Origin of the sequence: Neotamlana sargassicola, assembly GCF_020523965.1 — a bacterium.
Taxonomy (GTDB): Bacteria; Bacteroidota; Bacteroidia; order Flavobacteriales; family Flavobacteriaceae; genus Neotamlana; species Neotamlana sargassicola.
Map to the genome: position 1 here is coordinate 259,662 of NZ_JAJAPX010000003.1, position 14,860 is coordinate 274,521.

A 14,860-nucleotide genomic window follows, 5' to 3' on the forward strand; every position below is an offset into this window, starting at 1 on the left:
AACATTAATCGTTTTTAGCCGAGAAATTTCCAGCCCATTTACCTTGTACTTTTAAAACCTGCTCGATAACATCTCTAGCAGCGCCTTTACCACCTTTTTTATGAGAAATGTATTTAGAAACATTTTTAACCTCTGGCACAGCATCTTGTGGGCAACATGGTAAACCAACAACTTGCATTACAGGAATGTCGGGCATATCGTCGCCCATGTAAAGTATATTTTCTGCTTTAATATTTTGTGTGGCTAAATAATCGTTAAACTCATTAATTTTTTCATGAGCATTTAAATATATGGCCTTAACACCTAAACCTTCTAAACGTTTTTTTACACCTTGGTTAGTTCCTCCGGTAATTACACAAAAGTTAAAACCACGTTTTATTGCTGTTTTAATAGCATAACCATCTTTTACATTCATGCTTCTAAGTAATTCCCCATCATTAGAAACCAATACGGTGCTGTTGGTAAGTACACCATCAACATCGAAAATAAAAGTTGTAATATGTTCTAAATATTCTTTATAGCTTTTTTCTTCCATGTGTTATTTGAATAGATTCTGTTAACAACTTATAAATAGTTTCGTGATGTTCGCTATTTAAAAGTTTTAAGTGATTTTTTATGGTTTTTTTATCGTTTCGCTTTGCAGGACCAGTTTGTGCCATGTAAGGCGAGTGGTCTTGTACTTTTAAAGCGGTTTCTAAAATTAATGGCTTTAGTAAATCGAATTCGGCACCTTCGCTCTCGGTAATTTCGTGTGCAACACGATATAATTGATTGGTGAAATTATTAACAAAAACGGCTGCTAAATGTAAAACACCTCGCTGATTACTATTTACTTTTTTTGTTGGACTACCCAAACTAATCGCGATGGCTTTTAAAGTATGATAACACGGTTTTTCAATGGTTTCAATACAAATGGGTACGTTTGCAAAATCTATTTTAGCATTTTTACTAAAGCTTTGCAAGGGGTAAAATACGCCACGTTTGTGTTTTTTGTCTAAATCGTGAATATTGACACTTCCAGACGTGTGAACCACTAAACGATTTTCAAATGGTAACTGCGACGACAATTCTGAAACGGCATCATCACTAACGGCTAAAATATAAACATCGGCTTCAACTAAATCGTTTAAATTATCTGTTATTTCAACATCATTTTTAAACGATGAAATCGATTTAATATTTCTGTTATACCATTGTTTTACACTAACCTCATTGCTTTTTTGTAAAGCTTTAAATAAATGTGTGGCTACATTACCAGCACCCAAAATTACTACTGAAATCATTTCGCAAAAATAGAAATAAAAGATCAATAAGTAAGTGATTCTTGTATCTTTGTTTTATATGAAAAAAGCCGATTTACAAACTAGAGCAGATGTGTATTTATTAGTGTCGTCATTTTATGAAAAAGTAAAAAATGATGCGGTTTTGGCACCATTTTTTGAAGGTGTAGAAAATTGGGATTTGCATTTAGAAAATTTAACCAGTTTTTGGGAGTCGAGTTTGTTTTTAAAAACAAAATATTATGGCGACCCTTTAGAGCAGCATATTAAAGTTGATCAACAGAACAGCAATTTAATAACACAAGAGCACTTTGGCTTATGGTTAAATTTATGGTTAGAAACTGTTAATGAGTTATTTGAAGGTGAATATGCAGAAATAGCCAAAAATAGAGCCCGCAAAATGAGTACTTTTTTGTATTTGAAAATTTTTGAGGCAAGAATGGAGTAGTTGCTTGTTGGTCTTTGGTGTTGTTCTGTTTAGTTTGCGGTGTGTTGTTTTCTAATTTAGATTTTAACGCAACCAGAAACCAGCAACAAGCAACGTGTAACCAAAAGAAACAACCTTTATTAAGTTAATTTTAACACCCGCAAATAAACATAATTGGTTAAATTTGCAAAACCTTTAAAAAAAGGGTGAAATTATGCAAAATAAACTAGCCAAAATTCTCTTTTCAACACGTCTTACCGCCATTTTATTTATTGTTTTTGCCGCTGCTATGGCAACAGGTACATTTTTAGATGCCGGACAAGAAACATCGCCAACACCATATACACGAAATTTAATTTACAACACCTGGTGGTTCGAAGCTATTATGGCTGTATTCCTAATTAATTTTATTGGAAATATTAAGCGCTACAACCTGCATAAAAAAGAAAATTGGGCAACTTTTATATTGCATATTGCCTTTATTTTCATTCTTTTAGGAGCATTTATTACGCGTTATACTGGGTTTGAAGGTATGATGGCAATTCGAGAAGGAGCAACAGAAAGTTCATTTTTATCAAGAGAAACATATATTACGGCCTATATTGATGGTGATTATGAGATTGATGGTGTTCGCCAAAGGTTAACTGTTCAAGATAAAGTTGATTTTTCAGGAAGAATGGATAACGATTTTAGCTTAGAAACTAAATACAACAATCAGCCAGTTAGTTTTGAGCTAGAAAAATTTGTTGTTGGTGCAGAAAAAGATATCGTGCCGGATGAAACCGGAGAATCTTACCTAAAACTAGTTGAAGCTGGACAAAACGGACCACATAATCATTTTTTAAAAGAAGGTCAAGTAGCAAGTATACACAACATACTTTTTGCACTAAATAAACCAACGCCTGGTGCTATAAATATTACAAATTATGGCGATTCTTTAACTATCAATTCTCCTTTTGAAGGTGAGTATATGGTTATGGCAACTATGGCACAGGGTAAGTTAATTAAAGATACCATACAACCATTAGCATTAAGAGCTAGATATGTAATTGGTAACATGCAAGTGGTGTTTCCTAAACCTGTAGTTAAAGGTGTGTTCGATGTGGTTAAAAAATCAGAGTTATTTAAAAACGATGAAGATGGTGTGGTTTTAAACGTTACTGCAAACGGAGAAACTAAAAAGGTAGGATTAATAGGTGGCATGGGAACCAATAGTAAATTTGAGCAAATTGAAGTTGGAGGATTAGAAATTGCTTTAAACTACGGCTCGAAAGTTTTAGAATTACCATTTTCTGTGAAGCTTAACGATTTTGAAGCTGAAAAATATCCTGGAACCGAAAAACGCTATTCTGCTTATTCAAGTGAAGTTACGGTTATTGATGAGGAAGCTGAAAGTTTCGACTATAAAATATTTATGAATAACATTTTAGATTATAAAGGCTATCGGTTCTTTCAATCTGGTTTCGATCCTGACGAAAAAGGAACAATACTATCTGTAAACCATGATTATTGGGGAACTATGATAACCTATTTTGGGTATTTAATGTTGTATTTAGGCCTAATGGCTATTTTATTTACTAAAAGTTCGCGTTTTGGCGATTTAAAAAAGCAATTAGATAAGGTTAAAGCCAAAAAAATAAAAGCCGCCACTATTTTATTGTTATTTGTTGGTTTACATGGTTTAGCTCAAGAACATTCTGCTAACGATGGACATAATCACAGCACGCCACAAAAATCAAGTAAATCTCAAATAGACTCGCTTTTAAAGGCTAATGTTTCTCCAAAAGATCATGCCGATGAGTTTGGGCATTTGGTAATTCAAGATTTAAGTGGTCGTATGATGCCTGTTAACACTTATGCTTCAGAGTTGTTAAGAAAGCTAAGTAAAAGCGATGCATACGAAGGTTTATCTGCAGATCAAGTATTTCTTTCAATGCAAGAAAGTCCGGTATTTTGGTACAATGTGCCAATTATTTATTTGCGTCCAATGGAAACCGATTCTTTAAGAACTATAATTGGTGTACCTAAAGAAGGAAAACATTTTGCTTTAAACGATTTTATAAACGAAGATGGTTCATATAAATTAAGTCCGTATTTAGAGGAAGCTTACAGTGCTTCAATTCCTAACGGATATCAGAAAAAAATAAAAGAAACAGACGAACGAGTTACTTTACTCTATAATACCATTCAAGGCGCATCTTTAAAATTATTTCCAATTCCAGAGGACGAAAACAATAAATGGATTTCTTCCTACGAATACAAATTAGGTGCAGTCCCTATACAAGATTCGCTTTATGCCAATTTTATAAAAAATGGATTAGAGGTATACTTATATACTTTAAATCAAGCTAAACAATCGGGTGATTTTTCTCAAGCTTCAAAAATTGTGGAGTCCTTTAAAAAAACTCAGCAAAAGTACGGTGGAGAGGTTATGTTAAGCGATAAAAAAATTAAAACTGAAATACTTTATAACAAATACGACATTTTTAAGAAGTTGTTTAGTTGGTATATGTATGCAGGTACTTTAATGTTTATTTTAATTATAATTCAAATATTTAAAGATAAAAGCAAAGCATTAAACGTATCGGTTAATATTTTTAAGTTTATTATTTATGGCGTTTTTATTTTACACACGGCTGGCTTAATAGCACGTTGGTATATATCTGGTCATGCGCCATGGAGTGATGCCTACGAGTCTATGATTTACGTAGCTTGGGCAACTATGTTTTTTGGTTTAGCCTTTGGTAGAAAAAGTGATTTAACTTTAGCTTCAACAGCATTTGTTACTTCCATGATTTTAATGATTGCACACTGGAATTGGATGGATCCAGCAATTGCTAATCTACAACCTGTTTTAAATAGTTATTGGTTAATGATTCACGTTGCAGTTATTGTTGCTAGTTACGGTCCATTTACTTTAGCTATGATTTTAGGTGTTGTGTCACTATTTTTAATGGCATTTACCAATAAAAATAATAAAGCTAAAATGGATTTAAACATTAAAGAACTTACAATAATTAACGAAATGGCTTTAACTGTTGGTTTAGTTATGCTAACTATTGGTAACTTTTTAGGTGGTATGTGGGCTAACGAAAGTTGGGGACGTTACTGGGGTTGGGATCCTAAAGAAACTTGGGCTTTAATTAGTATTATGGTTTATGCCTTTGTAATACACATGCGTTTGGTTCCTGGTTTACGTGGGCGTTGGATTTATAACTTATTATCCATAGTTGCTTTTGCAAGTATAATGATGACTTATTTTGGTGTTAATTTCTACTTAGCAGGTTTACACAGTTATGCAAGTGGCGATCAAATTGTAAGTTTAAAATTTATAGGTATTGCTTGTGGAATAATTGCTATTTTAGGTTTTGTTAGCTACAGAGGCTATGCAAAGTTTTACAAAAAGTAGAAAAAATGAATGTTCGCCTTTTTAAAGTTTTAAATAAGTTAAAAGTTTTTAAATATTTAAGCTTTAAAAAGGAAATCACCCTTAATAACAAGCAAATTACAGTTCCTGTTTACGATAATATGGGGCAAGCTTATTTGTTCGATTTTGAGCCTTGGATGCTTAGTTTGCTTAATACTATTTCTCCATTTATTACAAATAGTTTTGTTGATGTTGGCGTAAATATTGGTCAGACTTTATTGAAGGTTAAAAGTGTTTCACCTACAATTAACTACATTGGTTTTGAGCCAAATCCTGATTGTTATAACTATTTAAAACGATTAGTAGCTTTAAATAATTTTACTAATACTCGCATTTTTCAATTTGGCATTTCAAACGAAGTAGGAGATGGGGCTTTGTACTTTTCAAATAATAGTAAAACAGATCCTTCGGCTTCAATAGTAAATGGTTTTAGAAATCAGTCTTCAATAAAAAAAAGTATTGATGTGCCTTTAACAACTTGGAACTCTATTAATGGTAAACATAATTTTGATACTGTTTCTGTTTTAAAAATTGATGTGGAAGGTGGTGAATTAGAAGTTTTAAATAGTTTTAAAAGTTGTTTAATTAATGATAAACCCATCATTATAATAGAAATTTTACCAACTTATACTCCTGAAAATAGTTTTAGAATTAACCGACAACGTAAAATTGAAGCATTATTAAAGGAGTTAGATTATATCATATTTAGAGTAATAAAAAAGAATAACGATTTACAAGGTTTTAAAAAGTTAGATGCCATTGAAGTACATGACAATATTAGTTTATGCGATTATGTTTTAGTGCCAAAAACTAAAGAAGCAGATTTTTATAAATGCGTTAAAAACTTCCTAAATAAGGTGTATTAAATAATTGTACGTAATACCAAATGCCATAGCTAAACCAAAACTTAGTAAGGTACCAATTAGAATGTATTCGGTAAGTTTTCTATCGGTAGCTTTCGATAAATCGCTAAACCTAAATACCGATTTTGCTGCAATTAAAAAGCCAATACCTTCCCAGTGATTTGTAATTATAAAAGCAAAAACAAATAGACGTTCCAGCATACCAATATAAGCGCCTGCTTTTTCTAGAGAGGCTTGTTCGGTGTATTCGGTTAAGTCCCATTTCGATATTATTGTTTTCATTAAAATTGCCGAAACATAGGTAATACCAACGATGCTTGTAAGGAATAATAGAAATTTTGTCTCGTAGAGGACCTCAAAGTCTAAGGTATAATTATTATAAATTTTAATAACCAGCGCTATTACAACGAGATGCGCGAGTTGGTCTAGACCAAACAAAATTCTAGAATTCATTTTTGGTTTTAGGAATAATTTTAAAACATCAAAAATATAATGACTTATTAGTATAATTAAAACACCTAACCAGTAGTTTACATTGGCTTGTAAAACAACAATTAAAGCAGCGAAATGCACTAAAATATGAAAATACAAGTATTTCGATTTGTGCTTGTAAGTTTCCTTGTGAGTTACCCATTTTTTTGGTTGCAACAAAAAATCGCCAACAAAATGAGCTAAAATAAGTTTAATGGCTAGGGCAATCATAAATTAATTATTTGATGTTTGTAAAAATTCATGAGTTTTTGCATCTCATCAAAACCACCACGTTTTAAACCTTCACTAATATTACTTTGTGATTTGCCTAGTAATTTAGCCAATTGATTTTGGTTTAAATCGGGATTTAATAAGGTTGTTTTTATTATGGTTGATGAAATGGTGGTCCAATTATTCATGGTTAATTGTGCCAACTCAAACATAAGGTTTAAAGTTAAGTCTAAATCGTTAAAATTCGATTTTATAGCTAATGTATTTTTTTTTAAATCTTCAAAACATTCGCCCGAATTAATAAATGCAGTGCCGTTCGATTCGGTTATATTATTAGTTTCATATGTTTTGTCTCCTAAGCCAATAGCAAGTCGAACATCCATGTTTTTAAATTGCTTTATAACCGATTTTATTAAAATAGCAGCAAAAAGAGCCTCTATGGGCTTAACTTCTAATTGAAAGCTATCGCCTCTAAAAATTTCCCAGGTTTTAGGTGCATTTCCAAAAAGGCTAAGTGTTTCTTTTAGTGTGTTTAACCAAATTTCAGGTTCGGTTGCCCTTGAGTTTATTATGTCTCCTGTTAGTATGGCTATCATTGTAATTAACTTTAATTGTAGCTGTTTTATTAATTTAACTTTAGTTAAAGTTTAAAAGAAACACTAAAGTTGTGTCCTTTTACATAAACTGTTCAGCTTCATTTAATTATATATTATGCGAAAATATACTTTTTTTATCAGATATTCAAAAATATATGCTAATATTCAGATATATTAAATTATCTTTTTTTTAACGGATAATTAAGGTTAGAATTTTAACTTTGTTATAAATAATTAAAAATTTAGTTTATGAAAATATTTAAGGAGTTTAAAGAATTTGCTGTAAAAGGTAATATGATGGATATGGCCATAGGTATAATTATTGGTGCCGCCTTTAATAAAGTTGTAGATGTTTTAGTTAAAAAAGTATTTTTACCACCTTTATCTTTATTAACCGATGGCGTAAATTTCCAAGATAAGCGTATTATATTAAAAGATGCTGTAAATAATGTAGATGGAACAATAAAAACCGAAGAAGTAGCTATTGGCTACGGTGCTTTAGCTGAAGCTGCTGTAGACTTTTTAATAATAGGTTTTACTGTATTTATAATAGTTAAATTTATGAACCGATTACGAAATAAATCTCACGACTCTAAAGATAAAACAGTTGTAACCCCAAAGGATATAGAATTGCTAACAAAACTTACCGATTTAATGGAAGAGCAAAATAAGTTATTAAAATTAAGTAAAAAGCCGTAAATCTTTCAAAATCACTACAAAACCTTGTTCAATTTATCAAAAGAAATAGCATCAAAACTAGTTACAACTAAATTGGCAGTGCTATAATCTTGGTTTGTTGAGTGTAAACTATCGTAACCAACGCAAAAAATACCTGCAGCATTGGCAGCTTTTATACCGTTTGTAGAATCTTCAATAACCACACATTCTTCATTTGTAAAACCTGTAGATTGCGCCGCTTTTATAAAAATTTCGGGGTGTGGCTTGCTTTGTTTTAAATCGGCACCACTAAATTTTGCAGAGAAAAAAGGGTCTAAATTAAAACGTTTAAAAACAAGTTCAATACTTTTCATGGATGCCGACGATGCCAATACAAGTTTTAATCCGTTTTTATGATAATCTTTTATAGCATCCAAAACACCAGAAATAAGTTGTAAATCATCATCATTTTCAAAAATGTATTTATGGTGTTTACGCTTTATTTTTACTAAGGTTTCTGGGGCTTCTTTTAAGCTAAAAGTATCACACAAGCGCTTACAAACATTTAAAGTAGATTGCCCTGTAAACGATTCGTATAACTGGCTAGAAACCTTAATGCCTACATCGTTAAACATACGATGATAAGCTTTATAATGCAAGGGTTCACTATCAATAATAACCCCATCCATATCGAAAATTACAGCTTTAAGCATATCCCTTTTTTTAGCGAATATATATGAAATTAAAAAGGCTTCCTAAATTTCTTTTGGTGATTTAAAATTATATAGGCACTTTAGCCTAATAAAATTGAGAATAAAATTAAAAGAAAAGCAGCATTACACCCAAACAACGAACACCAAGCAGGATATAATTTAAATGATTTATGTTTAATTTATCCAGAGCTTGAAGCTTTTGTTGTTATTAATAAATACGGGAACCAATCAATCGATTTTGCCAATCCTAATGCAGTAAAAGCATTAAACAAAGCTTTATTGTTTAAATATTACCATGTGAAATTTTGGGATTTTTCCGATGTAAATTTATGTCCTCCAGTTCCTGGGCGTGCGGATTATATTCATTATTTAAATGATTTAGTAAACGAAGGTAAACAGCAGAAAAACATAAAAGTTTTAGATATTGGAACAGGAGCTACCTGCATTTATCCGTTACTTGGAAATGCCATATATAACTGGAGTTTTGTAGCAACCGATATCGATAAAACATCGTTGAAAAATGCTCAAAATATTATTGATAAAAATGATTTGGGGCCAGTTATTAAATTAAGATATCAGGAGAACAGCCAACAAATTTTAAAAGGTATTATAAAATCCTCGGATGCATTCACGGTAAGCATGTGCAACCCGCCGTTTTATAAAGATGAAGCTGAAGCCAACGTAGCAACTTTAAGAAAGTTAAAAGGTTTAAAGGCGTCAGAAAAAAACGAATTAGTTAGAAACTTTTCGGGCACAACCAATGAATTGATTTATAAAGGTGGAGAAAAAGCATTTCTTCATAACTATATTTACCAGAGTAGTTTGTTTAAAAACCATTGTATTTGGTTTACCTCTTTAGTATCTAAAAAAGAATTAATTAAGGACTTAAATACATCGTTAACCAAATTAGGAGCTGTTAAAATTAAAGTGATTAATATGGGGCAAGGTCAAAAAATATCACGAATTTTAGCATGGACATTTATAAATGAATAAACTTAAATGCTAATAATTTTATAAAACCGAGTTGTTTTTTATTTAAATTAACGTTTTTAGCTTAAAATTAAAATTTATGAAACTAGATATACTTGTTTTTAGTGCACATCCGGACGATGCCGAACTTGGTTGTGGTGGAACGATTGCTAAAGAAGTCGCAAGCGGCAAAAAGGTTGGAATTATAGATTTAACAAGGGGCGAATTAGGTACTCGTGGCACTATTGAAACACGTTATAGCGAAGCTAGTGATGCAGCGAAAATTTTAGGAGTTACAGTAAGGGAAAACTTAAAATTTGATGATGGCTTTTTTGTAAATGATAAAGCACATCAACTTAAAGTAATTGAAAAAATACGACAATACCAGCCTGATATAGTAATATGTAACGCCATTGATGACAGACATATAGACCATGGCAAAGGCAGTAAATTAGTTAGTGATGCCTGTTTTTTAAGCGGATTGATAAAGATTGAAACCAGAAATGAAAATGGCGATTTACAACAAGCTCACAGACCAAAATGTGTTTATCATTATATACAATGGAAACCAATTGATCCGGATTTTGTAGTAGATATTTCTGGGTATATGCAGGTTAAAATGAATTCGGTTTTAGCTTATAAAACTCAATTTTATAACGCCGACAGTAAGGAACCAGAAACACCCATATCGAGTAAAAACTTTACCGATAGCGTAAACTACCGTGCAAGAGATTTAGGTAGGTTAGTAGGAGTGGAGTATGCCGAAGGTTTTACTGTTGAGCGTTATGTAGCCGTAGATAGTTTGTTTGATATCAAATAGATAAAAAACATTTAAAAAATAATAAAAAAAGTATTTGTAGAAACCATGTAAATGTTTACATTTGCACTCGCATTTAATTATGCGCTTAAATGGTGGTTGTAGCTCAGTTGGTTAGAGCGCCTGATTGTGGTTCAGGAGGTCGTCGGTTCGAGACCGATCTTCCACCCAAAAATAAAAGCCTCTCCGATTTTGGAGGGGCTTCTTTTGTTTTTAAACTTATCGGTCGAGAAGTTTATCCTGAGCGCAGACGAAGGGAGACCGATCTTCCACCCAAAAATAAAAGCCTCTCCTTTTTTGGAGGGGCTTCTTTTGTTTACGTGATAAGCCATTAAAAACATAAAAAAAGCCTTTTATAAAAATTATAAAAGGCTATTGTTTTTTTCAGAATAAAGTTAATCTACTTTTATTCTTTCCTCTCTATTTGCTATTTCCCAAGCCGTTGCAAAAATTAAACGCGTTCTTGTTTCTAAAAATTCGTAATTAATTTTATCTGGAGTATCACTTGGTCTGTGGTAATCAGCATGAGTACCATTAAAATAAAAAATAACGGGTATGTTGTTTTTTGCAAAATTGTAATGATCCGATCGGTAATAAAAACGGTTAGGATCGTTTATGGCATTATAGGTATAGTCGAAATTTAAATTAAAATACTTTTTGTTAATTTCTTCGGACAAATCGTGCAATTCGGTGCTTAATCTATCCGATCCAATTAAATAAAGGTAATTTTCGCCACCTTCATGTTTGGCATCTACACGACCAACCATATCGATATTTAAATCTGCTACTGTGTTTTCTAAAGGAAAAATAGGATCGACATTGGTGTAATAACTAGAGCCGTAAAGTCCAAGTTCCTCTCCGGTAACATGTAAAAACAAAATGGAACGTTTTGGGCCATTTCCTGCTTTTTTGGCTTCGTTAAAAGCTTCAGCAATTTCTAAAAGCGCAACTGTTCCAGAGCCATCATCGTCGGCACCGTTGTTTATTTCGCCATCGCTTGATATGCCGATGTGGTCTAAATGCGCAGAAATAATAACAATTTCATCTGGTTTTTCAGAGCCTTCAATGTAGGCTAAAACATTTTCTGAAGCTTTTATGCCATGATGAAAATAGGATTCAGGGATTTCTTGAAAGTAATCATTTTCTGAAATAGGAGAGGGAATGCCGTTTTCAACGTAGACATTTTTTATAAACGCGATAGCTTTTTTTTGTCCTGGTTCTCCTGTTTTTCGTCCTTCATATTCATCTGAAGCATAAATGTAGAGCATCTCTTTTAACTCCTCAGCATTTATGGTTTGTGCATAAGTTTCAATTAAGTTTTCACTTTTAGACTTGTTTTGCGATGAACTACACGAAATTAATGAAGAAGCAATAATTGCAAATAGTGATAATTTTTTCAATGTTAATTATAATTTTTACAAATATATTATAATTTGCTTACTAAATTTAAAAATTAGAGTTGTTTACTATTCAATTTCGAGATTTTCTAACTCGGTTTCATCAATTTCAACGTCTTCAAATTCAATAATTTCTAATTCCTGGGCATCAACATTTTCATTAATATCAATATTTTTTAAGTCTTCTGCTTCAATTTCAAGGTTACTTTCTTCAATATCAATCGCCTCAATTTCGGCTTCATCAATTTCTAACTCTTCAATATCTAGTTCTTCTAATTCTTCAATCGCCTCTTCTTCAAGTTTAATTTCTGTTTCTTCTAAAACTTTGGTGTCTTCTACAACTGTTTCTGTAAACATGGCTTTATATGTGGTTAATATTAAAGCTAAACCAGTAAGCATTAAGGTAAATGGTATGATTTTTTTTACTTCCCCCGATTTTTTAGATAAATAGTAAGCAAAACCAGCTAGTGCAAGTGCTATAATCCCAGGAATTACTGCCAAGTTAGAAATTGGTAATATCGACAGTATAACAGTAAAAACGGAGGCAATTATGCCTAAAATGGTTAATAGTTTTTTCATTTTCTTAATTTTTTAAGCCTGATGCCGATTTAATTTTTAATTCGCCATTACCAACAGGGATTTTAAATTTTCCGTAAACAGGTACTTTATTGGCATCGGCTGTAAGCCATAACACATTGCTGTTTTTTCCTTGTAAAACGTTGCTGTCGGCAGATCCTATGGCAATTTTATAGCACGATTTAGTACCAATAGCGGTAGAAATAGTTTCTTTACCTAAATAAGTTATTTGTACTTTATACTCCTTTCTGTCGAAAATAATATTCTGGGTTATAGTTTTACCATTTGTCATTGAGGAATAATCGAGTAAACGAACGGAATAAAGTGTTGATATAATGTCTTTAGTCCCAGAGTTAATAGACACGGTTTTATTTTCTACACGGTTTTTACTTTTAGTTTGAACTGTTTTAACCGTTTTTGTTTTATGGCTAAAGGTGTATTTCATTTTTTTGAAATAACCGCCTTCATTTATGGAACGGTTATACAAATATGGTGTTAGCGATTTTGGGCTAACATAACTTTCGTATAAATCTCTAATTTTAAAAAAGTTATCCCATTTACTGTATGTAGTTGCGGTACATTTTAAACGTAATAGTGTAGCTTTCGATGTTTTAACAGGACTAGTTTCCATGTTAATTTGAGCCAAATCTGTTAAAATACCAGACATGTTATAAGATGCCGTGTATACTAATTTTTCGTTATAACCAACTGCTGTGTTTTGAGCATTTAAAGCAACGGTAAACATAAATAGGCAAATAAAAGATAATCGTAACATAAAGTACTTTTTAGGGTTAATAACGTTAGGTATAACATTTATTGTGCCGAAAATACAATGCAAAACACAAATAATCTAATTTTTTAATTTAAAGAATAAAGTATTTTCACGTTAAGATGTCTTGTAACGAATTGTGATGTTATTTGTTTTTGCCTAAAAGTTATAAATGTATTGGTTATATATGTGTCGTGAATACAAAACGACTTCATTAAGAATGCGATAATAATACCTTTGGTAAGAATGAATATCCACTTTATAATTTGAAGAACGATATTTATTTAATGCAATTTTGAAGAAAAAACATTGTAAATTTCTAGTGTTTAATAAACTTAAAGCGTTTAGTACCCATTGCAGTTTCTAAATTTAAAATATAAATACCATTTTTTAATGCGTTAATAGATACATGTGATGTAATATTGTTTTTAATATTTAAAACACTTTTACCACTAGTATTGTAAATAGCTAGTTGTTTTATAGCATTGCTTTCAACATTATTTATTTTTAAAACGGCATTATTTTTTAAATAAGTTAAATTTATATTTTCTATATTTTCTTTAGAGTCAACATTTAAAAGAGCATTTTTTTCTTGATAGGAGATACTAAATCTGGTAACATCAATAGTTTCGTTAATCCATATTTCCGCTGGTGTTTCTGATAGATTATAACTTAAATTTGTTTCGTTGTCTTTTAAATAAATATTTATATTCTCAGGAAGGTTCTCTAATTTATTTAATTTAATAGTGAAATTTCCAGAAGTGTATATATTAAAACCTAAAGGTAATGTTTCGTTTTTATCAAATTCAGGTAGAGCCATTATACATAAATTATGGTTGTTCATTACCCAGTACATTTCATTTTTATTATCGTTAAAAGCTCTGGCGTCGTAACCGTTATCGTAGTCGTGTGTAGTGTTTTCAATATAGCCCAGCCCAATGATACGCATATATTGGTTTGGATCTGTAAAGGAAAGCCATATTTTAATTCGATTATCTTGTGTATTTGCCTGAGCAAATACATTGGTTGCATTTATAAAGGCTAATATGAAATAGATAAATATTTTTTGGGGCATGTTATTGGGTTTTGTACGAAAATATAAAACCTTAACGATAAAATGTTTAAAAAATCGATAAAATGTAAAAAATATATAATTTTGTAGGATTTATAATATAAAAATTATCGATAAACTGTAAATAACCTCGTTATGGTTTTTATTATCTAAAAAAAATGTAACAAAAAATGCATATAAACGTCATATTAATGAAAAACAAATTAATCATGGAAACGAACTACTACACTCTAAAACGAACTGATAACCAATTATTAGCATTAACACATTTGTCTCAATTACTTACTTGTTTAACAGGATTTGGTGGGTTAATTGTACCATTAATAATTTGGGCAACACAAAAAGATAACGTAGAAGGTTTAGATATTCATGGAAAATCTATAATTAACTTTCAGTTAAGCATTGTTGTATATTCTGTATTAAGTATTCCTTTAATATTACTATTTGGTTTAGGTCTATTAACACTTATTTTTATAGGTATTTTGGCTTTTGTTATGCCAATTATAAACACGATAAAAGCTAGTAATGGCGAATTACCTAGCTACCCATTATCTCTTAATTTTATTAGTTAGTGTTATTTTATATTAAGAGATAT

Annotated in this window: 16 protein-coding genes and 1 tRNA gene; 8 read left to right on the forward strand and 9 right to left on the reverse strand. The window is 31.1% G+C overall.

What is annotated here, in order from left to right; translation table 11 throughout:
* Positions 1 to 4: 4 nt before the first annotated feature.
* Both LG651_RS09065 and LG651_RS09070 read right to left on the reverse strand, forming a co-directional pair.
* The gene (locus LG651_RS09065; RefSeq protein ID WP_226695816.1) at positions 5 to 535 is read right to left on the reverse strand and encodes a KdsC family phosphatase; all 531 of its coding nucleotides are present in this window, start codon (positions 533 to 535) and stop codon (positions 5 to 7) included.
* Positions 516 to 1,283, reverse strand: a complete 768-nt coding sequence (locus LG651_RS09070) for a Rossmann-like and DUF2520 domain-containing protein (RefSeq protein ID WP_226695817.1) — start codon at positions 1,281 to 1,283, stop codon at positions 516 to 518. Before LG651_RS09070 ends, LG651_RS09065 begins: the two co-directional genes overlap by 20 nt.
* A gap of 58 nt (positions 1,284 to 1,341) precedes the next feature.
* Between LG651_RS09070 and LG651_RS09075 the strand changes: the two genes are divergently transcribed.
* The 3 genes from LG651_RS09075 (at position 1,342) to LG651_RS09085 (ending at position 6,000) form a co-directional block, all read left to right on the forward strand.
* A complete protein-coding gene (locus LG651_RS09075) occupies positions 1,342 to 1,728 on the forward strand; it encodes a group III truncated hemoglobin (protein WP_226695818.1) in 387 nt (128 codons plus the stop codon).
* Positions 1,729 to 1,921: 193 nt separating this feature from the next.
* Positions 1,922 to 5,116, forward strand: a complete 3,195-nt coding sequence (gene ccsA, locus LG651_RS09080; protein WP_226695819.1) for a cytochrome c biogenesis protein CcsA — start codon at positions 1,922 to 1,924, stop codon at positions 5,114 to 5,116.
* Positions 5,117 to 5,121: 5 nt separating this feature from the next.
* On the forward strand, positions 5,122 to 6,000 hold the full coding sequence (locus LG651_RS09085) for an FkbM family methyltransferase (protein ID WP_226695820.1): 879 nt from the start codon (positions 5,122 to 5,124) through the stop codon (positions 5,998 to 6,000).
* On the opposite strand, the gene LG651_RS09090 is transcribed toward LG651_RS09085, so the two are convergent.
* Positions 5,983 to 6,699, reverse strand: a complete 717-nt coding sequence (locus LG651_RS09090; RefSeq protein ID WP_226695821.1) for a DUF3307 domain-containing protein — start codon at positions 6,697 to 6,699, stop codon at positions 5,983 to 5,985. The two genes, LG651_RS09085 and LG651_RS09090, sit on opposite strands and share 18 nt — an antisense overlap.
* Entirely contained in the window at positions 6,696 to 7,295 is a 600-nt protein-coding gene (locus tag LG651_RS09095) for a SatD family protein (protein ID WP_226695822.1), read from the reverse strand. Before LG651_RS09095 ends, LG651_RS09090 begins: the two co-directional genes overlap by 4 nt.
* Positions 7,296 to 7,544: 249 nt before the next feature.
* Here LG651_RS09095 and mscL point away from each other — a divergent pair, with 249 nt between their 5' ends.
* Entirely contained in the window at positions 7,545 to 7,994 is a 450-nt protein-coding gene (gene mscL / locus LG651_RS09100; protein ID WP_226695823.1) for a large conductance mechanosensitive channel protein MscL, read from the forward strand.
* Between the two features lie 14 nt (positions 7,995 to 8,008).
* On the opposite strand, the gene LG651_RS09105 is transcribed toward mscL, so the two are convergent.
* Positions 8,009 to 8,665: an HAD family hydrolase gene (locus LG651_RS09105; RefSeq protein ID WP_226695824.1), complete on the reverse strand. Its 657-nt coding sequence runs from the start codon at positions 8,663 to 8,665 to the stop codon at positions 8,009 to 8,011.
* Between the two features lie 105 nt (positions 8,666 to 8,770).
* On the opposite strand from LG651_RS09105, the gene rlmF reads away from it, so the two are divergent.
* The 3 genes from rlmF (at position 8,771) to LG651_RS09120 (ending at position 10,621) form a co-directional block, all read left to right on the forward strand.
* Positions 8,771 to 9,658 carry a 23S rRNA (adenine(1618)-N(6))-methyltransferase RlmF gene (rlmF, locus tag LG651_RS09110; protein ID WP_317197715.1) on the forward strand — a complete coding sequence of 296 codons (888 nt, stop codon included), beginning with the start codon at positions 8,771 to 8,773 and terminating at the stop codon, positions 9,656 to 9,658.
* A 76-nt stretch (positions 9,659 to 9,734) separates the two neighbouring features.
* Positions 9,735 to 10,454: a bacillithiol biosynthesis deacetylase BshB1 gene (bshB1, locus tag LG651_RS09115; RefSeq protein ID WP_226695825.1), complete on the forward strand. Its 720-nt coding sequence runs from the start codon at positions 9,735 to 9,737 to the stop codon at positions 10,452 to 10,454.
* A gap of 91 nt (positions 10,455 to 10,545) precedes the next feature.
* Positions 10,546 to 10,621: transfer RNA gene (locus LG651_RS09120), tRNA-His, on the forward strand.
* Positions 10,622 to 10,846: 225 nt separating this feature from the next.
* On the opposite strand, the gene LG651_RS09125 is transcribed toward LG651_RS09120, so the two are convergent.
* From LG651_RS09125 to LG651_RS09140, 4 genes are all read right to left on the reverse strand, one after another.
* Positions 10,847 to 11,851: a M28 family metallopeptidase gene (locus LG651_RS09125; RefSeq protein ID WP_226695826.1), complete on the reverse strand. Its 1,005-nt coding sequence runs from the start codon at positions 11,849 to 11,851 to the stop codon at positions 10,847 to 10,849.
* A 66-nt stretch (positions 11,852 to 11,917) separates the two neighbouring features.
* Positions 11,918 to 12,427, reverse strand: coding sequence for an FUSC family protein (locus LG651_RS09130; RefSeq protein WP_226695827.1), 510 nt, complete (start codon positions 12,425 to 12,427; stop codon positions 11,918 to 11,920).
* A gap of 4 nt (positions 12,428 to 12,431) precedes the next feature.
* Positions 12,432 to 13,199, reverse strand: coding sequence for a DUF3108 domain-containing protein (locus LG651_RS09135; protein ID WP_226695828.1), 768 nt, complete (start codon positions 13,197 to 13,199; stop codon positions 12,432 to 12,434).
* A gap of 313 nt (positions 13,200 to 13,512) precedes the next feature.
* Positions 13,513 to 14,268, reverse strand: a complete 756-nt coding sequence (locus LG651_RS09140) for a T9SS type A sorting domain-containing protein (protein WP_226695829.1) — start codon at positions 14,266 to 14,268, stop codon at positions 13,513 to 13,515.
* A 188-nt stretch (positions 14,269 to 14,456) separates the two neighbouring features.
* On the opposite strand from LG651_RS09140, the gene LG651_RS09145 reads away from it, so the two are divergent.
* Positions 14,457 to 14,837 (forward strand): DUF4870 domain-containing protein, encoded by a 381-nt coding sequence (locus tag LG651_RS09145; RefSeq protein ID WP_226695830.1) that lies wholly within the window; start codon positions 14,457 to 14,459, stop codon positions 14,835 to 14,837.
* Positions 14,838 to 14,860: the final 23 nt, after the last annotated feature.